Below are 20464 nucleotides of genomic sequence, written 5' to 3'. Positions count from 1 at the left end.
AAAGTTATTATATTAGAATACTTATTTATTCTTTAATTTAATCCATCTAGTAATTCTAGCAAATTACTTATCATTTTTTCTATGTAAAGCTACTAGAAATTTTTGTAAAGTATCTAAAAAGATATTACGCTCTCCACGCTTAATTTTGTATCTTTCAATGGACATTACCATTATTCCATCCTGCTCCACATCCAATCCAACATAGTTATCACCCGATGAATTGAACTTCACAGCTACAAAGACGCCATCTTTTGGGGTTAATCTGTAATAATCAAAATTTGTATGATTTGGGTAAGGCTTGTTAGACTTTGGTGAAGCTTGATATTCAATTGTTATGTTCATTATAGAAAAAGACCTCTTGTAAGTTCAAAAAATGTACAAGAGGTCTCCAAAAAAATTTATTTAATAATTAGCTTACATCACGCAGTCTTCAGACTTTGATTTTGCGACCTTTCCAACTTACGGAACGGAAAACATTCACCCTGATAAAGGAATATAAATAGATGCCTATAAAAAACGCAAACCATATCGGGTAAACAAGAAAAATCGCTTTTTTGAAGTCCCCGACTCTGCCGGCAAACCATCTTGTTTGAATGGCATACAGGACATATAATATTCCGCTCAACAGGATTGCAGCAGGATTCCATCCTATTAGGGAAGAAACTAAAGCGGATGCAGCAATGAAACTGCCGGATATCCATAAGATGACCATGAACATGACCACCGGATGCGTCGATTTGGAACCGACGGCAAAACTTTTACACCAGCCCTCGATCAGACTGCCAATGCCTTCGGGATACATGCGCAGAGATATAATACCTTTCCCCCCCAGACAGCGTACAGGAAGATTTTGTTCAAGAAATGCCTCTCCTAGTGCCAGATCATCCATGATGGCTCCTTCGATTTTCTTATGCCCTCCAGACAAAAAATAATCATCGCGATTGCATAAAATACACGGACCGAACGAACCGGCCGTTTTAAAACGCGAACCCCAAATGGTAAACAGATTCATTCCGGTTACAACGATAATGTTAAAAATAACAGAAAGATGTTCATACAAGCGCTCTACCGTATGAAAAGGTTGCAGCGCTGTAATACCTCTGGCTCCCTTTTCCTGATAAAACTGAAGCAGCTTGTTTAGCCCCTCTGGGCTTTCGAATTTGGTATCCGCGTCCAAAAATAATAACCAGCTTCCCTTAGCTTGTTCGGTGCCGTACCAGCAGGCTGAGGATTTACCCGCTCCTTCGTTCTGCAACACCTTTGCACCGAAGCTTTCCGCTACAGCAGCGGTCTTGTCCGATGAATCGTCATCCACAACCAGAATTTCGAATGAGGTAAACCGTTGCTCCTGTAGGGACCGCAGTAAAGGCACGATCCTGCTTTCTTCATTTCTAGCAGGAATAATAATAGATAGAAATGGTAGATTGGTTGCACCCCTGGAGGAGGCAAGAGGTACAGGCAGCGACCAGAACACAAGGAAGCCGACTATCACTGTTCCGAATCCAATCGCTAGTTTGATAATGTCCAAAGTCATTATAACATTCGCCCCCTTTCTTTATTTCACCGAATAATCAAACAGCTTGCCTGTATCATCTTGGATCAATTCTTGGGCGGCAATTTTGGCAGACAGAAGTACGATTGGAACGCCAGCGCCGGGATGTGTACTGCTTCCAGTAAAGTACAAATTTTCGCAATCGCTCGCTTTGCTTTGCGGACGGTAGTGGTTGCTTTGTTTTAAAATAGGCTGCAAACCAAACGAAGCACCATTATACGCATTGAACTTGGAACTAAAATCCAGCGGTGTGATATGCGTTTCGGTCACAATCTCATTATCCACATTTTCAAAACCACGAATCTTTTTCAATTCATTTAAGATGTAACTGCGATAATAAGTAACCGTCTCCTCGTCCCACTCATAATTGGATTCGGTTGCATTTGATACAGGCATCAGAATATACAATCCATCTGTTCCTTCAGGAGCCATGGAAGGATCTGCTTTTGACGCAATATACACGTAAAAAGAAGCATTCGTCAGTTTTTTTCCATCAAAGATATCATTGAGATTCTGGTCCATATCCTCATTGAAAATAAAATTATGCACATGGTCAGTTTCTTCATACTTGCGGTTCATACCGAGGTACAGCAAAAAACAGGAGCAAGAATATTTCATGCTGTCGACTTTCTCGTCGGTATACTGTCCTTTGGCAGACTTGTCTTGTACCAGATGTTTGATCGCATAAGGAAAGTCTGCGTTGCAAACAACATAGTCCGAAGAAATGTTTTGTCGGTTCACGACAATCCCTTCCGCTTTTTGATTTTGAATAGATATCTGCTGTACATCTTGGCCGTAATGAATGATTCCTCCAAGCTCTTTGAAGAGCCTTTCCATCGATAAAGCCATCGTATACATCCCGCCCTTAATAAACCATACTCCATATAAAAATTGAAGCATCGGAATCATTGTATAAAAAGAAGGGCTAGTCAGAGGTGAAATGCCGATATATAACGTTTGAAAGCTGATCATCTGTCTGAGCCTTTTGTTCTTGATATACCGACCGACAAATTTATCTGCGGTATCGTAAGGTTTTAATTTTATTGCCTTTTTCAGCATTGGGAGGTTATAAAAGTCACTCCTTTTACGGAAAGGTCTGGGAAGAATATAATTTTTAGCAATGATGAATTTTTGATAAATTTCATGCAGATACCGAAAAAAGCCTGCTGTATCTTCTTCACTGATCGCTTCGATCGTTTTGGTCAGCTTGGTCATATCGGAGGAAATGTCAAAAGGCTCATCAGGAATATCACTAAAATAAGCCCGATAAATCGGATCTAGTTTTTCCATAGGAATATAATCGTCCGGGTCGCGGCCGCACACTTCAAATAGTTCCCGATAGATTTCTGGCATCATTACGATGCTAGGTCCCAAATCGAATTTGTATCCTCCGTCCAGTTCGATCCGGTTCATTTTACCACCGGGTGTCAAACCTTTTTCGTAAATTTCTACTTGGTAGCCAGCAGCCTGAAGCCTGATGGCAGAGGCAAGACCCGCCACCCCGCTTCCGATGACAATTACCTTTTTACTCATACAAAATCCTCATTTCCACATCCTATTTTCTTTGTTCCGATACCGATCGTTTACAGAATCCTCTTTCTCAACTTCTTCAAAGCTTTCATGTTTCGTTCCGAATAAGGTGGGAATTTGCCCGGAAAGCGTAGATAATGGTACGTTCGAACGCTCGTTTTTTCATAGCTAAAAGCCAAAAACCCAGCTTTACCATGGTAAGCGCCGTATCCGCTTTGGCCAACTCCGCCAAACGCAATATGGGGACTCGCCGCATGATGAATGACTTGATTAATGCTGATCGTCGAGGAACGCATATATTCGTTAAATCGCCCAATCTGATGTTTGTCAGTGCTGAATATGTATCCAGTAAGAGCATCGCGCTGAAGACTGCCACCGGATAATAACGAATTCAAATCGGTATAGGGAATAACCGGAAGAACCGGACCGAAAATTTCTTCTTCCAGAACGGAACTTCCCGGCTCAATATCCGTCAACACGGTTGGAGCGATAAACCGGTCGGCTTGATCATACGCACCGCCATACTGGACTGTGCCCTGTTCGATAAAATTTATCACTTTTTGAAAATGGGCTTCGGTACAGATTCGCCCATAATCTTTGCTTGTCTGAGGCTGCTCCCCATAGAAATCAGAAAGCACCGTATAAATTTCAGCCAGCGTTTTTTCGTAAACGGAGCGCTGAACAAAAAGGGTATCCGGCGCAATACAAGTTTGGCCAGCATTGATGAATTTCCCCCATACAATGTCCTTAACAGCGGCTGCCGAAAATCCCGTTTCGTCAAGGATACACGGGTTTTTCCCGCCGAGTTCCAAAATTACTGGCGTGAGCTGCTTGGCTGCCTGATCCGCCACCCGCTTACCAGTTTGCCCGCTGCCTGTGAAAAAAATTAGATCAAACGATGCTGTAGTCAGCAGGCTGGCGGTTTGCGAATCTCCTGTTACCACGTGCAGTTGTTCAAGCGGAAATACCTGATTGATGATTTCTTTTAGCAGCTCGGCTACTGCCGGCGCATATTCGGACGGCTTGATAATACAAGAGTTCCCTCCCGCGATAGCTCCGATCACAGGCATTAGGGTAAGCTGGACCGGATAATTCCATGAACCGATAACCAGTACACTTCCGTACGGGTGTCTCTTTTTTCGGAGTGATTCGATATAGCCTAATTTCAAGTACCGGGAACCTCGGGTACGATTCCATTTATTGATATGCTTGCAGACGTAATCGATTTCATTCAACAGAACGGCAATCTCCGATGAAAAAGATTCAAATGCCGGTTTACCCAAATCGGAATAAAGCGCATCCGTTAATTCTTTTTCGCGTTCCACAAGAATATTTTTCAGCTTTAAAAGCTGTTTTTTACGCATCTCGTTTGAAGGGCTGCCTTGGCGCAGTAATTCTTCACGCTGCTTTTCAGGCAAGGTCTTCAGAAAATGATTTTCATTGTCCGGCATGTGAAACATCCCTCTGCACAATTTTTTTGCTGACCAGCTGGCCGCTTAACGTAACCATCGGCATTCCGCCGCCCGGGTTTACCGTTCCGCCTACAAAATATAGATTGTTATAGCGTTCGCTTTGTTTGGCATGCTTGAATCCTTTATTTTTTTTACGATTTGATACCGTTCCGTAAATAGCACCGCGGTCAGAGCCATACATCTTTCTGATATCTTCTGGTGTCCACATATCTCTGGTCACGATATTAGCTCGCAGATCGTGTAAGCCCATTTTTTCCAATTTGATCAGAACTCGCTCGGCAAATTGTTCATAGTCCTGCTGAGTAAATGGTTTCTGATCCCGTATGTAAGGAATATGGGGCAATACTTTGATATTTTCATGTCCTTCAGGAGCTTGCGACGGATCGGTTTTATTAACATTAACCAAGTAAATAACCGGATCCTCCGGCAGGGTATGTTCATGGAAAATGGATTGCATTTGCTGCTTCATATTTTCCGCAAAAAAGAAATTATGATGGTGAAGCTGAGGGTAGCTTTTTTTCACGCCTAAATGCAAAACAAGACCAGAACTGGCCGGTTCGAATTTTTTCTTTAATTTGTCTACAAAGCGGCTGTCTTCATCCAGTAACCGTTCGTAAACCGGGATGACCTCCATATTGGAAACGTAATAATCCGCAGTCAGCTTTGTTCCGTCTTCCAAAAAAGCTCCCGTGATTTCGTTATTGTTTTTTTCGAGTTTGACGATGGGTGTCCCGAGATGGAAATGAACTCCCACTTCTTCAGCCAGCTTCACCAAACCGTTTCCCAGTTTATTCAATCCACCGGGTACATACCATAATCCCTGATCATGTTGCATGTAAATCATCATATTCAAAACGGCCGGTGCGTCGTAAGGCGAAGAACCTACATATTTGATGAAGTAAGACAGCATATCGCGCAATTGTTTATTGCTGATCCGCTTGTCGATTGCTCCATGAACAGTAGAAAACAAATCGAAATTTTTTAACGCACCAAACAGACTCGTATGCTTCATAATTTCTCTTATGTTATCTACACCATGCTTAAAATAGGTTTTGTCCGTCATATTGTAGATCCTTTTGGAATATTCAAGCAGATCCTGATACTCGCGTATATCTTTTTCACTCAGGGAGTCGTTCTTCTCCTTCATGTCCTGTAGATTTTCATATAAGTCGATGATGTTTCCATCAGGAAAAAAGGAACGCCATTGATGATTCAGCTTTTCGATCTGCACATAGTCCTTCATTGATTTGCCGCTGGCAGCAAACAAATTCTCAAACACTTGAGGCATTGTCAGAATAGACGGGCCCAAATCAAAACCGAAACCGTCTTGGTCCAGTCGGTTCAACTTCCCTCCGATGTGATTGTTTTTTTCATATAAAGATACCTCATATCCTGCCTGTGCCAGCGAAATTGCAGCTGACAGTCCTCCAAGTCCGCCTCCGATAACCACTACGTTTTTGTTTGTCGTTTTCACTTGTCTTGTTTCTCCTTCCATCAATCAAGAATGGTGTTCATTGTTGCGCCAAGCCGGCACATGTCTTACTTTATTCTGCATACCGCTCATTCGCCGTTTCTCTGATTTTACGTGCAATCATTTCCCAGGCTTCCTCCGCTTTTTCTTTTGGACCCAGTTGGGTAAAAGCGTGCTTGCAGTCTTTGAATACTTTTTCCTCAATATGTACCCCAGCTTTCTTTAATTTCTCTGCATAACATTCCGCTTCCGGCCTGAAAGCATCATATTCTGCGATGAGAATAAGGGCAGGTGCCAAATGGTCGCTTACGACAGCGCGAACCGGAGAAGCAAAAGGATGTTCGGCTTGACCTTTTTCCGGGACGTAGCACATGTTCAAAAAGTGAGCGGCCTGGGGATATCGTGCCCGCCATTTGTCAGTTTCCGGCTTGTTGGCATGCGGAGTCGCAAAATCCAGCATCGGGCATGACAGCACTTGAAGCAACGGTTGCTTTTCCTTTTTTTCCTCCAAATAGAGACAGAGCGCAGCGGCCAGATTGGCTCCTGAACTTTGTCCGCCGACCATCATTTTTTCCGTGTCAATGTTCAAATCGTCGGCTCTGCTCTGGATCCACCGAAATACTTCATAGACTTGTTCGAGTGCGTTGGGAAAAGGGTACTCCGGCGCTTTTGCATACTCCACATTCGCAATGATGCATGCTGTCCGGTTGGCCAGATAACGACAGTACGGATCGTCCATCTCCTTTTCGTGCATGATGAACGCTCCCCCGTGAAAATTAATATACAACGGGAGTTTTTTCAGTTTGGATTCCGAGGGATAGTAGAAGGAAATATCCGTGAGTTTTACAGATGTCTCTACTTTCATCTCTTTTTTTTCCTTCACTGGCTCGAAGGGGAGCATGGGCATCTTTTTCGCCTGATTGGGGAGAAGACGAAGTAACCTTGCAGCCATACGGGTGAACGTGAACATAAGGATAACCTCGCTTTTTTGCCATTTAAACTAGAAATGAATCGTTTCTAACTTTAGTTCTCTAATGCTATTACCCTTTTTTCCTTTAAATGTACTAATTTTAAAAAATGTCACGTCAAATACTGATTAATCAGCGTTTGACGTGACATTTTTGTGAAGAATATCTTATACGTAAAAAGCACCACTATGATTTACGAGAAAATTTCCAACCCTAACAAAACATACATTGTCTATCCCAACTCTGCTTATATTCTGACATTAAGCCCAAAAAACAGATTGTTTTCGAAGAAAGCGAACATTTTCTCAACACATTAGATTAGAACATATGCTTCACAAAGCTCTAAGCCTTACGAAGCATATATCTCTCACTCAGCTTGGATAGCATATCTTTCGTCATCGCCTTCAAGTCATAGCGGGCATGAAATCCCCATTCTCTTGTAGCTGCCGTTGCATCAATAGAATGCGGCCAACTATCTGCGATCGCTTGTCTCTTGGGGTCCACATTATAATCAAGGACGAAGCCAGGAATCTCCTCTCGAATCGCCTCAGCGATTGCCTCTGGATCAACACTCATTGCGGTGACATTAAATGAGTTCCGATGTACTAACCGACCTGAGTCCGCTTCCATTAAATCAATGATAGCGTCTAGCGCATCTGGCATATACATCATGTCCATATTCGAATCCTTCGCAATATATGATGTATACCTTCCAGCCGTCACGGCTGCGTAATATATTTCTACTGCATAATCGGTTGTTCCTCCACCGGGAGGTGTCATATAAGAAATTAAGCCGGGGAAGCGTAATCCTCTTGTATCCAGGCCATATTTATGAAAATAATAATCACACAGCAGTTCACCCGATACCTTATTCACACCGTACATCGTATTTGGTCTCTGGATGGTATCCTGTGGGGTATTATCTCTTGGAGTCGAAGGACCAAAAGCTCCGATCGAGCTAGGTGTGAAGAATTGGCAACCGAGCTCTCTAGATACCTCAAGTGCATTCATCAATCCGCCCATATTCAGATTCCAGGCAAGCAAAGGCTTCTCCTCTGCCGTTGCTGAAAGCAATGCAGCCAAATGAATGACAGTATCGACTTCATATCGCTTGGCGATTTCGAACATCACCTTATCATTCGTCACATCTAGCAGCTCGAATGGTCCAGAGCGAGTGATTTCGTGGGTAGATGACTTGAGATCTGTAGCAACAACGTGATCCGAACCATATAGCTCACGTAACTTCATCACTAACTCTGAACCGATCTGACCGAGTGCTCCCGTTACCAATATCTTTTTCATCAGACATTCCTCCCGAAGTAGACTCCCACGTATGCATCTAGATCAGTTTCATTTCCTTACCGACTTTCTCATAAACAGAGATCACCTGATCTAGCATTTCCTTCGTATGGACAGCCGTTGGCATATTACGTATTCTGCCAGTTCCTTTTGGAACAGTTGGGAATACGATGGCCTTGGCATAGACACCTTCTTCATAAAGCCGCTTGCTGAACTGCTGGGTAGTCACTTCATCGCCGATGATACAAGGGGTGATCGGCGTTTCGCTTTGACCTACATCATATCCAAGCTGACTCAAGCCATGCTTTAACTCCTTGCTATTCGCCCATAGCCTCTCAATCAGTTCTGTATCACTCATCAAAATATCGACTGATGTGCTACAAGCAGCGATTGCAGCCGGTGGTAGTGAGGTCGAGAATAAGAATGGACGGCTTCTCAGCTTCAACCATTCGATCAGTTGTTTCTTACCAGCGACATAACCGCCAACAACGCCGATCGCTTTGGATAACGTACCGATTTGAAAATCAATGCGGTCGGATAACCCGAAATGCTTGACGGTTCCTGCACCTGCTCCTAGAACCCCCGAGCCATGGGCATCATCCACATACGTAATCAGATCGAATTCTTCGGCTATTTTTGCAATTTCGGGTAGCTTAGCTATATCGCCATCCATAGAGAACACGCCATCGGTGATGACCATAATTTTATGATATTGTCCTGATTCTGTAACTTCTTTCGCCTTTTGCCTTAGATCATCCATATCTGAATGCTTATATCGAATCACCTTGGCTCTCGATAAGCGACAGCCATCAATAATTGAAGCATGATTCAGCTCATCTGATAAAATCGCATCATACTGATCCATTACCGCAGATATAGCAGCCATATTACAATTAAATCCCGATTGATACACGATAACAGCTTCTGTCTTTTTGAAATGCGCAAGCTTATCTTCAAGCTCAATATGCAGATCCATCGTACCATTGATGGTTCGCACAGCTCCTGCGCCAGCACCGTATGTCTGCGCCGCCTTTACTGAAGCATCAATCAGGCGCTGATCGGTTGCGAGTCCCAAATAGTTATTAGAAGACAAATTGATCAGAGACTTTCCATCAATCTGAATAACAGGCCCATTCGCACCCTGTAGCGTGTCAATGACGTTATATAGACCTTTCGTCTTTAGATCCTCGATATTCACAGTCAAAAATTGTTCTAATGCTTGACTCGACATTGCATTCCCTCCCTAACATACAAATGTCCTTTTCCAAGAGACAATATTTTACTTAGTAAACGCTTACAATGCATGTATTATGATGATTTCAATGTATCATCTTTTTTGTTTTTTGTACACACATGAAGGACATATCGTATACACACCCCTCTCATCAGAAAGAAGCACTTTTTTTAAATAATCTTGTAACTCCAGTATAAGAATGATCATCTAATCTCTAACGTTAAAACCCTAAATCCTCAGTTAAACACATCATTCACATGAATCGTCTATCTAGTGATCCAACGTGCTTTATCACTCATTAGTAACTCGACTACATGATTGGGTATGATTGCCCATAAACTCTTAAATTATCAATAAATACTATGATTGGTGGTACTTATACGATCAACTTACCTTGTTTGCATTCACTAACTACGTTTCTACTCATATTACTATCGTATCTATAATCTCGATAAACAGGGTCAATCGAAGAAATGATCTAATAGCGACTGTGAACTGTATATTTAGCTTAATAAACAAAAATAAGAGCAATCCGCAAAGGGATACTCTTATTTTTAGATTGATTATTAGTTAGACGATACACTCTCAGAATTGCCTCAGAACGTATACGATTCACCGTCATTAGGTACATGAACATTAGCAGACATTCCTTTTTCAATGGCAAAGTTTCTTAGATCTTCTCTTGAAAGATTCCAATGATTCACGGCTTCCATATGAACAGAGATAATTTGAGATTTTGGAGTAGCTTGATATACATTGTAAATGTCTTCCTTGTTCATAACCAGTGAACCGCCTTGCATAAACTGGTTGTCTCCACCGTTCACTACAATGATTTCGGGTTGATGCGTCTGAATAGTCTGTTGAACTTCTTCATACCAGACCGTATCTCCAGCGACATATAACGTTTTTTCAGTGGGATGCTTGAATACTACACCGCATACTTTGCCTGCCATATTCAGAATTTCTCCACGTCCGTGTTCGCCTTTTGTTTTGATTAATTGAATACCTTCGTATACGGTATCTGTTTGTAACACTTCAACATTTGTAAAACCAGCTCTTTGGATTTCTTGAGCATCTTCTTCATTTTGTGTAAAAAGCGTTATTGCTTTCGGTAGAGCTTCTTTGGCTGCATCATCCCAGTGATCGATATGCAAGTGAGTGACAATTACTGCATCTACCCCGCTAATTATTTCTTCGATTGAAATAGGTAAAGCAACCAGAGGATTTTTTTGATCTTCTCTAGCGGCATTAGGAAAAGCAGGAAGTGTGCCCTTTTCAGATAAAAATGGATCGACCAGAAATTTCTTGCCTGCATATTGAACGATAAGAGTAGCATTACGGATTAATTGAATATTCATTTTATAAAACTCCTTTTATTTAGATACGATAAGTACATATTAAGATTTGTAGAAATAGGTATTTCATTTCTGTACAACTTTTAGCGTATAATCAAATGATAAAGGTTATTTGGATTTCGCAAAACAACCTGACGAAACCATTTCGTAATAAATCATTTCAAGATGAAAGGATTTCTATATGCAACTTGATCACACGGATTATCAGATCCTTCGAATATTAGCAGAAAACTCACGTATTCCTTGGAAAGATCTTGGAGAACATATTCATATGACCGGACAAGCGGTTGGCAATAGGATCAAAAAGCTTGAAGATAACGGCGTGATCCATTCTTATTCTTTGATTGTGGATGAACTCAAGCTGGGTCTTGCTTATACAGCGTTTGTTATTATTACGATGAATAGTGCCAATCACAAATCTTTTATACATTTTATTGATGAACGGGATGAAGTTATCGAAGCACATCGTATTTCTGGCGAAGGTTGTTATCATTTAACATTGAAAGTCAGTTCGCAAGACCAGTTAAATGATTTTCTGGATGCGTTACTTGTCCATGGCAATTACAGTTTGAATTTATCGATCCAAAAAGTTAAACAAAGCGATGTATTAACAGGCATATTAAAAAATAAAAGTAACTCTTATTTATAATCTTTATACAAAAAGGAGCCTGCAACAATGGGTTCCTTTTTATTGATTACCTCATATCCAATGACAACCTCCCTCTATCATCCTAATCTCTCTTTTCAAACTACATTTGACTACTCATTCCTTATATCGTATTATTCTAATATAACGATATAAGGAGAATTCATATGGATACTACTGCTTTTGATGTAAAAGATCTAAAACAATTTGATGAACCTGCCAATCTATTAAAAGCTTTATCTCACCCTATTCGCTTATGTATCGTGCGTGGACTGATACGCAAACGTAAATGTAACGTTTCATATATGCAAGAATGTCTGGATATTCCACAATCGACGATTTCGCAACATTTACAGAAGCTTCGCAGTACAGGCATTGTCACAACAGAGCGGAGCGGACTAGAAGTGAATTATCTGCTTGCAGATCCACGAATTGAACAGATCATCCATATTTTATTTGGAGAGGAAGATTGCGAATCATGAATCCAAAAAGTCAAAAAGTATTGATTGTTGGCGGTGTCGCTGGAGGAGCATCGGCGGCTGCACGTTTACGCCGACTTGACGAGCACGCCGAGATTATTATGTTTGAAAAAGGACCTCATATTTCTTTTGCTAACTGTGGATTACCTTACTATATTGGGGGTTCTATTACTGATCGTGAACGTTTGCTTGTACAAACGCCAAAAGGAATGGCGGATCGCTTTCAAATTGATGTGCGGACACAAAGCGAAGTGGTTGCTATTCATCCACATACACGTACGATCCAGATCCAAAGTCTTGAAAAAGGATTATATGAGGAAAGTTATGATAAGTTAATTCTCTCTCCGGGTGCTCGTCCTTTCATTCCAAATCTACCGTGCAATGATCATCCACTCCTTTATACGGTGCGCAATGTAACGGATATTGAGCGTATCAAAGAAAAAGTTACTGCTGAAGATACACAATCTGCTATCGTCGTCGGTGGAGGATTTATCGGTGTAGAAATGGCAGAGAACTTGCGTGAAGCAGGTCTAGATGTAACGATGATTGAAAGTAATGCACAGCTACTGGCTCCGTACGATCCTGAATTGGCAGTGTTACTGGCACAGGAAATGGAGCAAAACGGTGTGAAGCTAATGTTCAAGCAACGGGTTATAGGCTTTCATTCCCATCAGTCAGGTATCGGGGTTGAACTTGAAAGTGGACAAAATCAACATGCTGATCTAGTGATTCTTGCTATCGGAGTTACACCAGATACTACCTTTTTACAAAGCAGTGGTATTGCTCTTGGAGCACGTGGACATATCCTTGTAAATGAAACGCTTGAAAGTAGCTTGCCGGATATCTATGCTGTTGGAGATGCTATTGAGGTTAAAGACTATATTCACGGAAATCAGACAACCATTCCGCTCGCAGGGCCTGCCAATAAACAAGGTCGTATCGTTGCTGATCGGATTGCTGGATTGAATTCTACGTATAAAGGAACCATGGGTACATCTGTTATTAAAATATTTGAATTGACTGCTGCTTCTACGGGGAGTAACGAGAAAACGTTAAAACGTCTTGGGATAAACTATCACAGTGTTATTGTTCATCCTTCTTCCCATGCTTCTTACTATCCCGGTGCTAGTGCAATTACACTCAAGTTGCTATTTACGCCGGAAGGTACCATTTTGGGCGCTCAAGCGATCGGTTATGAAGGGGTAGACAAACGCATCGACGATATCGCTACAGCTATTCATTTCAGAGGGTCTATTCATGATCTGGCAGAACTTGAATTAAGTTATGCTCCGCCCTATTCTTCGGCTAAAGATCCGGTTAATATGGTTGGTTATGCAGCTGAAAATATAGTTTCTGGACGTGTACAGGTCTTTACCTATGATCAATTAGCAGAACGTCGCCCTGATCAGACGATTCTGCTCGATGTACGTAGTGAACTAGAACATAATAATGGACATATTCCTGGCTCATTGTCTATTCCGGTCGATGAACTTCGTCAACGACTTAGCGAACTGGATATGTCTAAAGAAATCTGGGTGTACTGTCAGGTTGGACTACGTGGTTATACAGCTTCACAGATTTTGCGACAATATGGGTTCAATGTGAAGAACTTGAGTGGTGGTTATAAAACATACCGTATGGCTCAATTCCAGCCAACTCCTTTTTCATCCGAAGGATCAGACAACAATAATAGTCACAAGAAAGAAGACCATGTACAAACATGGACTGTAGACACAAATACATCGTCTAACAATGAACAGAAGTCTATCCAATCTATGCATATAGATGCTGAACTCGATGTACGTGGTCTGAGTTGTCCGGGACCTTTAATGCAAGTGAAAAAATCGATGGATCAATTGCCCGATGGACAGACATTGCGTATACAAGCTTCTGATCCCGGATTTTACGAAGATATCCAAGCATGGGCTACAATGTCTCGCTCGAGTCTACTCAAGTTAGAGCGTGGCAACAGTGGTGTGATTGAAGCTGTGGTCAGTAAAAATATAGTACAACCTAATCCTGAACTTGTAACTGCACATGCTTTAGAAGCCGATCCTGCGAGTACCATGGTTGTCTTTAGTGGTGATCTGGACAAAGCGATTGCTTCTTTGATTATTGCTAATGGTGCAGCTGCAAGTGGACGTAAAGTCACGATGTTCTTCACGTTCTGGGGATTGACTGTTATTCGTAAACAATCGCCACAACCGATATCCAAATCAATGATCGGTCGTATGTTCGATATGATGCTTCCTCGTAGTAGTCGTAAGCTACGTTTATCTCAAATGAACATGTTGGGTGCAGGTCCTAAAATGATTCGTGGTCTAATGAAGCATCATAATGTTCCTTCTCTAGAAGAACTGATACAGGGTGCTGTCGATCAAGGGGTAGAAATGGTCGCTTGCCAGATGTCGATGGATCTGATGGGCATTCACCGCGATGAGTTAATGGATCATGTTAAAAGTGTTGGCGTTGGTTACTATTTGGGAGAAGCTTCGCAAGCGAATCATAATCTTTTTATATAAATGGAATAAAATTGCAGTAAACGTAAAAAGGAGTGCTCATGGAGAGGCACTCCTTTTTTATTTAATCCTATGCTATAGATCAATCATAAATAAGCACATTTCATACAAAATGATGTTGTTATTCCGAATGCATTTGTAATGCTTCTTGCTCATAAGATTGAAAAGCATTTTCCAAGCCCATAATCACATCTTTTATTTTCATATATCCTTTGGTGTATGTCTCAGAATCTCGAATTTCTTCCCACATATAATGATACTGCTTGATATCTTCGGTCTCACAGACGACAAAATCGGTATACTCTTTCCCCGGTAAAGCTTCCGCATCAAAAAAACGTACTGTTGTGGATGAACGATACTTATTGATAATTTCTTGCAACCCTGCTGCATGTTCTCGGCGCTCTTCTCGTGGTAAGGCTAACCAAGAAGGATAAAACTCCAGTAAAACAATCATCATTTGTCGCATACTTCTCTCACCTCATCTAAGTAATGTTTACTATATCGTTGCTATATCACCAGTCTAACGTGCAAGATTTCAAACTGCATTAACATAGGTTAATGATTCTCATGTAGGATTCGGCTAAGTGAAACAGGTGAGATGCCTAAGTAAGAAGCGATATGATATTGAGGTATCCTTTGCTCAAGTCCTGGATATTTTACTAAAAAAGCGTGATAGCGTTCTAACGCTGATAGATATAATAATTCTCGTTCACGTTCTTCTTTACGGATATAAAGTCGTTCTATAGCTGTTCTAACAAATCGTTCCCAATTATGGCTTCGATCCATAAGATTTTGTAAAGTAGAATATGGAATCTCGATGACAATAGAATCTTCTATAGCCTGAATCGTATATTTCGAAGTTGATCCAGTGATCATAGCTCCATAAGAGGTTGCAAAATCATTTTCTAACGTAAAAGCAACATTATATTCTCGTCCATCCGGTAATATGTAATACAAACGAAACAATCCTTGTGTGCAAAAATAAGCATGCTGTACAGGTTCATCCGATTGAACAATTGCCACTCCACTAGGAATAGACCTCACACTTGTAGCATGAACAAACCACTCCCATTCTGTAGAAGATATTGAAGCTTGATCAGCCATAGCTTGTAGTGTTAAGTAATGTTGTTGCATCGTAATTTCCTCTTTCTTCGGTAAATGACATACCTTATATAGCATTATTGTAATCATATACATAAAAGAGCGCTATATTAGCGCTCCTAAATGAAGTACGATATAGATCATTTGCCCATAATGCAGCCGTACATATAGCTACGATACCGATTAACATGACCAGAATAACACGCTACTTTTTCAGCATATTCTGCCCTCTCTGGTTGCATCATCAAGATCAAGCGCGTCTTTTGACAAAAAATAATTTATTTCCATACCACAATGTCTTCTAACGATTGTCTTGTTTTGGAACGCTTTGGATCTTCTGTGCGATAACCAAAAGCAACAAGACAAGCAACCCCAAATTCATTTTTATCTATAATGCCTTCATCGTGAAATAAAGAAGTTACTTTTTCTCTATCAATTCCTTCAATTGGACAAGAATCAATACCAATATGAGCGGCGGCTGTCATCATGTTTGCCATTGCAATATAACTTTGTTTGCATGCCCACTCGTGAATCCATTGAGCATTATTTTCTAATTCAACTTCTGTGAACATTTTATACATGCTTGAAACAAATGTTACGACTTCTTCTGGCATTTGTTGAATATTGCTCATCATATGAGTGACATACTCAGAATCGAAAGTTAATTCACTTGCTCTTTTTGCTAAAATAAAAACCAAATGACTTGAAGTCGGTATCTGCCTTTGAGCACCACCTGCAATAGGTTTTAACTGGTCACGAAGTGCTTTCTCTTGCACTACAACAAATTTCCACGGTTCCAAACCAAAGGAACTTGGAGATAATCTTGCTGTTTCTAAAATGAACTGAAAATCATCATCTGAAATTTTTAAGTCAGTGTTAAAGTTTTTACATGCGTGTCTAAATTGATAAGCACTTAAAAGTTCATTCTTTTTATCTTTGATCATATTCATAGGATTATTCCTCCAGAATTATATTTGTTGACATATCAACGTTGATGTATCAACAAATATATAATAAACGCTCCTGAATAGCAAGAATTAATCTTTCTTTTTACAAAAAGATAAAAAAGTCGATCAGTATAGACCGACTTTTTATCCATATTTGTCTGTATATTAGTATCTAATCGTATGCCTTATTTATTAGATATATCTTCTTACGCATTGTCTTTCATGTGCTTCACATTTTTATCTAACTGGTCTAATACTTTTTTGAGCGTATTAAATTCGGTCTCACTGATATTGGTTAATAGCTCACTTGCAAAATGCTCTTTCTCTGTTTGCGAAGTTTCAATAACTTCTTTACCATAGTCAGTTAATTGCACTAAAATAATACGATTATCTCCATCTTTGCGTCTTCGTGAGACTATCTTGTTATCTTCAAGCTGTCTCAAATGCCTCGCAACAGCTGCTTTATCAATCGTCACTTTTTTTTGTAGATCACTTTGGCTAATTTCAGTTTCCTGATATAGTAAGGCAAGTATTTCAAAGCGAGATTGGCTGATACTAATATAAGCATCGAATGTAGTATTGATAGCATTGTTTACACGATACATTTGGTATAACAACGCACTTTCTTCTGACCAATCTTTCCTCAAAACCATCCCATCTTTCATCATTATATTTGCTGACTACAGGTAGACAGTGTATTAGACAATATACAACTTAAATCCCTTTTTTACAAGTAAATCAGCACTTGATCGTTATGCTTATATATATGAAAAAAATGTAGAATACAGCTACATAATAACCCTTTAAAAGGTATGTAAATTCACTATAAACAGCTTGTTTACTTGCTAACGCACTTCTCTATAGATAAAAACCTCTTTCTTCAGCTAAGAAAGAGGTTTTTTTTTAAAAGTACGTGTTCTATCTTTATAAAATATAGGTCTAGCTAGATCAGTATACAGATAACGTCCCATCGTAATTGATCACCTGTCCATTGTGATTCTCATCATCTAATACATAATTAACGATAATCTCAGCAGCTTGAGCAGTTGTTTTCACAAAATCTCCTGTCATATTGCCATTTAGATCCGTAGATACGGCTCCTGGCATAACAGCGAAAATTTCGACCGGTATATTTTCTTTCTCAAAACTCATTCCCCATGATTTAGTCATCACATTCAAAGGAGCTTTTGCTGTCTGATAAGCAAAGGCATTAAAGAATGATAATGGCTCAATAGGAATACTGATATTTTGAATGGTGCCTTTATTTGCAATTAACAAAGGTAATAATCCTTTAGAAAGTGCAAATGGACCAATAAAGTCGACTTGATGCGTAGTCACAAGTTCTTCCACTTCAAATTCCCAGCCCACTTTATGCATATCTCCTGAAATACCGGCATTGTTTACCAGCAGACTTAATTGTGGATAGTTATCATTAATCGTTGCGACAGCTCGATCAATACTTTGCAGATCAGCGACATCGATCAATAACAACTCTGCATCACCAAATGCTTTAAGCGTATGAACAGCTGTTTCTCCACGTTCCTGATCTCGTGCGCCAACCAGAACATGGTACCCTGCTTGTAATAAATGTTTGGCAATTTCAAATCCAATGCCTTTATTGGCTCCTGTCACTAATGCGGTTTTGTTCATGTTTATTCTCCTTTTTCACATCTCATGTGCATCAAAATAAAAACTGTTGATTCATCAACGATTGATGTATCAACATTTTATAATATGTTTTATAAGATAGCAAGTACTTTTTATTTTATAATATAAAAAGAATAATTTAACAATTAAGGTATATTAATGAAAAAGAAATTATTATATAATTTATTTGTAATTCCAACATCTATGTATTAATAAATAAAGGGGGGAATTGAGTACATACTAACTCTATTTTACGTTTGAAAGGTTGTAACTACTTTGAACATGGCTTTATGATCTGACTTGCGTAATTCAACTACACTTATACTGGAGGTTTTATAATGAAAAAATTATCATCTGTATTATTATCTGCTACGTTATTCGCTTCTATTCTCCCGATGACATTGGTATCTGCGGCAGATATTGATCAATCTCAAGTGGTATCAAGTCCAGCAACAACAGGCGATCAAGCCCAATCGTTGCAATCTTCTTCTGCTCAAGCATCAGTGAACTATCATAGTATCCGTTTCTCTATCGACTTTATGGATACAATTATGGCAGGTGATAGCGAACCTCGTGGACGTTTTTTCCAAGCTGTTGAAGAAGCTATAGGAGCACCTGTTATTTTTTATGATTTTTGGAGTGAATTTATAGTAATCAAAGTCATGGATAAGCAGTTGTCTCCTGAAGAAGCAGAAGTAGTCAAAAATAAATTGAATAGCTTGAAATGGATCAACGAAACGTATGGTATTCCATTAGAGCAAGATATCATTACCGATATTCACTGGTTTGATCGCTGGTCTTAATTGGTAATATAACAAAAGCGTGGAAGCAGATAATTGTCTGCTCTTCCACGCTTTATTTTTTTCTGTTTTTTACTGGTTATTGATGACTTTGCTTGTAGATGCAGAATTTAAACCTTTATAGCATATCAGAGATAATAAGCTCACTATAAAAATAACGATTCCGAATGGCTGGGCAGAATATTCTCCAGAAAGTCCTACCAGTGGAGAAGTAAATGAACCTAATAAAAAAGGTAACACACCCAGTACAGCTGAAGCACTTCCAGCGATATGACCTTGCGATTCCATAGCCAAAGAGAATGACACAGGCCCTATCAATCCAATCGAAAAGCCAAACCAAAACAGAGCGATGACTAATCCGAACAACGACCCGTAAGATAACGTCATCACAAGAATAACGGCACTGGCTACAAAAGCAGACATCAATCCGATCGCGAAAATGCGCCGTTCCGCCATATGCCCTGCCAGATACTTTACCAATTGCGATCCTAACATAATCGCTACTCCATTTAGTGCAAATAGAATCGAAAATACCATAGGAGAAACTCCATAAATATTCTGATAAATAAACGGAGTTGCTGATACATAAGCAAATACTCCGGCAAACAAAATCCCATTCCCCAGTGCATAACTCATAAATAACCGATCACGAAATAATTCTTTATAATTTCCAATCACTTGTCCAAAATGACCAGCTACACGCTTTGAAGCAGGTAAAGTCTCGGTTATCCCCCATAGGGTTAACAACGTAAGTACAATACCCAACAGCCCCAAAACGATAAATATATGATTCCATGAAGTATATGCGATCACTCCACTGCCAGCGAGCGGTGATATAAGTGGAGCAACATTGCTAATCATCGTTAACAGTGAAATGAATTTAGTTAATTCTGATCCATTATAGAGATCCCGTACAATTGCACGAGAAATAACAAGCCCTGCCGAAGCTACAAACCCTTGAACAAATCGAATACCGATAAACAGTTCAATATTAGGCGCAAAAGCACAAGCGATTGAAAAAATAAAATAGAGAATGATCGAAATTAATAAAGGATAACGTCGTCCATAGATATCACTCAAAGGCCCCATCACCAACTGACCGATTCCCAAACCTAATAAACTAGCGGTTAATGTCGTTTGAATCATCGATGTATTGGTTTGAAAATAGCTCATAATTTCGGGTAGAGACGATAGATACATATCTACAGTAAATGGCCCCAATGCAGAAAATGAAGCTAACAACAATGCAAATCCAAATGTATTCTGTTTAGTAGTGACTTTCATTTTTTTCTCCTAGTGATACATAGATTGATTTTTGAAATGATATGAATATGCTTTAGCCGGCTAAGAATATTCTGTGTTCGTTCTCTGCTATTTATTGTAGCAACCTCAATATATATAGCAAATACTCATATCTTATACTATGATATGCTTATTAAGCATT

General features: G+C 39.9%; 19 protein-coding genes. 4 read left to right on the top strand and 15 right to left on the bottom strand.

Translation table 11 applies throughout. From position 1 onward, the window contains the following. Positions 1–63 precede the first annotated feature (63 nt). The 9 genes from PaeCFBP13512_RS15700 to PaeCFBP13512_RS15660 all read right to left on the bottom strand — a co-directional run bounded on the left by PaeCFBP13512_RS15700 (position 64) and on the right by PaeCFBP13512_RS15660 (position 10884). A complete protein-coding gene (locus PaeCFBP13512_RS15700) occupies positions 64–342 on the bottom strand; it encodes a hypothetical protein (protein WP_137224333.1) in 279 nt (92 codons plus the stop codon). A gap of 88 nt (positions 343–430) precedes the next feature. Beyond that, positions 431–1534, bottom strand: a complete 1104-nt coding sequence (locus tag PaeCFBP13512_RS15695; RefSeq protein WP_241669403.1) for a glycosyltransferase — start codon at positions 1532–1534, stop codon at positions 431–433. Positions 1535–1555: 21 nt separating this feature from the next. Beyond that, positions 1556–3085, bottom strand: coding sequence for a phytoene desaturase family protein (locus PaeCFBP13512_RS15690; protein ID WP_137224327.1), 1530 nt, complete (start codon positions 3083–3085; stop codon positions 1556–1558). 50 nt (positions 3086–3135) lie between these two features. Continuing rightward, the gene (locus tag PaeCFBP13512_RS15685) at positions 3136–4533 is read right to left on the bottom strand and encodes an aldehyde dehydrogenase family protein (protein ID WP_137224324.1); all 1398 of its coding nucleotides are present in this window, start codon (positions 4531–4533) and stop codon (positions 3136–3138) included. After that, positions 4520–6049, bottom strand: a complete 1530-nt coding sequence (locus PaeCFBP13512_RS15680) for a phytoene desaturase family protein (RefSeq protein ID WP_241669402.1) — start codon at positions 6047–6049, stop codon at positions 4520–4522. Before PaeCFBP13512_RS15680 ends, PaeCFBP13512_RS15685 begins: the two co-directional genes overlap by 14 nt. 49 nt (positions 6050–6098) lie before the next feature. Then, positions 6099–6977 carry an alpha/beta hydrolase gene (locus PaeCFBP13512_RS15675; protein WP_342671985.1) on the bottom strand — a complete coding sequence of 293 codons (879 nt, stop codon included), beginning with the start codon at positions 6975–6977 and terminating at the stop codon, positions 6099–6101. Positions 6978–7335: 358 nt separating this feature from the next. Beyond that, entirely contained in the window at positions 7336–8295 is a 960-nt protein-coding gene (locus tag PaeCFBP13512_RS15670) for an L-threonine 3-dehydrogenase (RefSeq protein WP_137224322.1), read from the bottom strand. Positions 8296–8332: 37 nt separating this feature from the next. Next, a complete protein-coding gene (locus PaeCFBP13512_RS15665; RefSeq protein ID WP_137224320.1) occupies positions 8333–9523 on the bottom strand; it encodes a glycine C-acetyltransferase in 1191 nt (396 codons plus the stop codon). Between the two features lie 599 nt (positions 9524–10122). Then, complete coding sequence (locus PaeCFBP13512_RS15660; RefSeq protein ID WP_137224317.1) at positions 10123–10884, bottom strand: MBL fold metallo-hydrolase; 762 nt, start codon at positions 10882–10884, stop codon at positions 10123–10125. Positions 10885–11062: 178 nt separating this feature from the next. Here PaeCFBP13512_RS15660 and PaeCFBP13512_RS15655 point away from each other — a divergent pair, with 178 nt between their 5' ends. From PaeCFBP13512_RS15655 to PaeCFBP13512_RS15645, 3 genes are all read left to right on the top strand, one after another. After that, positions 11063–11530: an Lrp/AsnC family transcriptional regulator gene (locus tag PaeCFBP13512_RS15655; RefSeq protein ID WP_137224314.1), complete on the top strand. Its 468-nt coding sequence runs from the start codon at positions 11063–11065 to the stop codon at positions 11528–11530. 164 nt (positions 11531–11694) lie between these two features. Then, positions 11695–12009: an ArsR/SmtB family transcription factor gene (locus PaeCFBP13512_RS15650; protein WP_069327564.1), complete on the top strand. Its 315-nt coding sequence runs from the start codon at positions 11695–11697 to the stop codon at positions 12007–12009. Continuing rightward, the gene (locus PaeCFBP13512_RS15645) at positions 12006–14528 is read left to right on the top strand and encodes an FAD-dependent oxidoreductase (protein ID WP_137224310.1); all 2523 of its coding nucleotides are present in this window, start codon (positions 12006–12008) and stop codon (positions 14526–14528) included. Before PaeCFBP13512_RS15650 ends, PaeCFBP13512_RS15645 begins: the two co-directional genes overlap by 4 nt. 118 nt (positions 14529–14646) lie before the next feature. On the opposite strand, the gene PaeCFBP13512_RS15640 is transcribed toward PaeCFBP13512_RS15645, so the two are convergent. The 5 genes from PaeCFBP13512_RS15640 to PaeCFBP13512_RS15620 all read right to left on the bottom strand — a co-directional run bounded on the left by PaeCFBP13512_RS15640 (position 14647) and on the right by PaeCFBP13512_RS15620 (position 18223). After that, positions 14647–14991: a darcynin family protein gene (locus tag PaeCFBP13512_RS15640; RefSeq protein ID WP_137224308.1), complete on the bottom strand. Its 345-nt coding sequence runs from the start codon at positions 14989–14991 to the stop codon at positions 14647–14649. An 89-nt stretch (positions 14992–15080) separates the two neighbouring features. Beyond that, on the bottom strand, positions 15081–15659 hold the full coding sequence (locus PaeCFBP13512_RS15635; RefSeq protein ID WP_137224305.1) for a Crp/Fnr family transcriptional regulator: 579 nt from the start codon (positions 15657–15659) through the stop codon (positions 15081–15083). A 245-nt stretch (positions 15660–15904) separates the two neighbouring features. Next, on the bottom strand, positions 15905–16576 hold the full coding sequence (locus PaeCFBP13512_RS15630; protein ID WP_206665607.1) for an NAD(P)H-dependent oxidoreductase: 672 nt from the start codon (positions 16574–16576) through the stop codon (positions 15905–15907). 203 nt (positions 16577–16779) lie between these two features. Continuing rightward, positions 16780–17241, bottom strand: coding sequence for a MarR family winged helix-turn-helix transcriptional regulator (locus PaeCFBP13512_RS15625; protein WP_241669401.1), 462 nt, complete (start codon positions 17239–17241; stop codon positions 16780–16782). 280 nt (positions 17242–17521) lie between these two features. After that, positions 17522–18223 carry an SDR family NAD(P)-dependent oxidoreductase gene (locus tag PaeCFBP13512_RS15620; RefSeq protein WP_137224300.1) on the bottom strand — a complete coding sequence of 234 codons (702 nt, stop codon included), beginning with the start codon at positions 18221–18223 and terminating at the stop codon, positions 17522–17524. A gap of 335 nt (positions 18224–18558) precedes the next feature. Between PaeCFBP13512_RS15620 and PaeCFBP13512_RS15615 the strand changes: the two genes are divergently transcribed. Then, the gene (locus tag PaeCFBP13512_RS15615; RefSeq protein ID WP_137224297.1) at positions 18559–19023 is read left to right on the top strand and encodes a hypothetical protein; all 465 of its coding nucleotides are present in this window, start codon (positions 18559–18561) and stop codon (positions 19021–19023) included. A gap of 69 nt (positions 19024–19092) precedes the next feature. Here the strand turns inward: PaeCFBP13512_RS15615 and PaeCFBP13512_RS15610 are convergent, their stop codons facing one another. Then, the gene (locus tag PaeCFBP13512_RS15610) at positions 19093–20304 is read right to left on the bottom strand and encodes a multidrug effflux MFS transporter (protein WP_137224293.1); all 1212 of its coding nucleotides are present in this window, start codon (positions 20302–20304) and stop codon (positions 19093–19095) included. Positions 20305–20464: the final 160 nt, after the last annotated feature.

Origin of the sequence: Paenibacillus sp. CFBP13512, from assembly GCF_005233705.1 — a bacterium.
GTDB classification, from domain to species: domain Bacteria; phylum Bacillota; class Bacilli; order Paenibacillales; family Paenibacillaceae; genus Saccharibacillus; species Saccharibacillus nuruki.
This window is presented reverse-complemented; position numbering and strand designations above follow the sequence as displayed.

Coding starts and splice junctions, on each gene's coding strand:
- PaeCFBP13512_RS15700 (WP_137224333.1), bottom strand. CDS start 342: ATGAACATAACAATTGAATATCAAGCTTCACCAAAGTCTAACAAGCCT.
- PaeCFBP13512_RS15695 (WP_241669403.1), bottom strand. CDS start 1,534: ATGACTTTGGACATTATCAAACTAGCGATTGGATTCGGAACAGTGATA.
- PaeCFBP13512_RS15690 (WP_137224327.1), bottom strand. CDS start 3,085: ATGAGTAAAAAGGTAATTGTCATCGGAAGCGGGGTGGCGGGTCTTGCC.
- PaeCFBP13512_RS15685 (WP_137224324.1), bottom strand. CDS start 4,533: ATGCCGGACAATGAAAATCATTTTCTGAAGACCTTGCCTGAAAAGCAG.
- PaeCFBP13512_RS15680 (WP_241669402.1), bottom strand. CDS start 6,049: ATGGAAGGAGAAACAAGACAAGTGAAAACGACAAACAAAAACGTAGTG.
- PaeCFBP13512_RS15675 (WP_342671985.1), bottom strand. CDS start 6,977: ATGGCTGCAAGGTTACTTCGTCTTCTCCCCAATCAGGCGAAAAAGATG.
- PaeCFBP13512_RS15670 (WP_137224322.1), bottom strand. CDS start 8,295: ATGAAAAAGATATTGGTAACGGGAGCACTCGGTCAGATCGGTTCAGAG.
- PaeCFBP13512_RS15665 (WP_137224320.1), bottom strand. CDS start 9,523: ATGTCGAGTCAAGCATTAGAACAATTTTTGACTGTGAATATCGAGGAT.
- PaeCFBP13512_RS15660 (WP_137224317.1), bottom strand. CDS start 10,884: ATGAATATTCAATTAATCCGTAATGCTACTCTTATCGTTCAATATGCA.
- PaeCFBP13512_RS15655 (WP_137224314.1), top strand. CDS start 11,063: ATGCAACTTGATCACACGGATTATCAGATCCTTCGAATATTAGCAGAA.
- PaeCFBP13512_RS15650 (WP_069327564.1), top strand. CDS start 11,695: ATGGATACTACTGCTTTTGATGTAAAAGATCTAAAACAATTTGATGAA.
- PaeCFBP13512_RS15645 (WP_137224310.1), top strand. CDS start 12,006: ATGAATCCAAAAAGTCAAAAAGTATTGATTGTTGGCGGTGTCGCTGGA.
- PaeCFBP13512_RS15640 (WP_137224308.1), bottom strand. CDS start 14,991: ATGCGACAAATGATGATTGTTTTACTGGAGTTTTATCCTTCTTGGTTA.
- PaeCFBP13512_RS15635 (WP_137224305.1), bottom strand. CDS start 15,659: ATGCAACAACATTACTTAACACTACAAGCTATGGCTGATCAAGCTTCA.
- PaeCFBP13512_RS15630 (WP_206665607.1), bottom strand. CDS start 16,576: ATGAATATGATCAAAGATAAAAAGAATGAACTTTTAAGTGCTTATCAA.
- PaeCFBP13512_RS15625 (WP_241669401.1), bottom strand. CDS start 17,241: ATGATGAAAGATGGGATGGTTTTGAGGAAAGATTGGTCAGAAGAAAGT.
- PaeCFBP13512_RS15620 (WP_137224300.1), bottom strand. CDS start 18,223: ATGAACAAAACCGCATTAGTGACAGGAGCCAATAAAGGCATTGGATTT.
- PaeCFBP13512_RS15615 (WP_137224297.1), top strand. CDS start 18,559: ATGAAAAAATTATCATCTGTATTATTATCTGCTACGTTATTCGCTTCT.
- PaeCFBP13512_RS15610 (WP_137224293.1), bottom strand. CDS start 20,304: ATGAAAGTCACTACTAAACAGAATACATTTGGATTTGCATTGTTGTTA.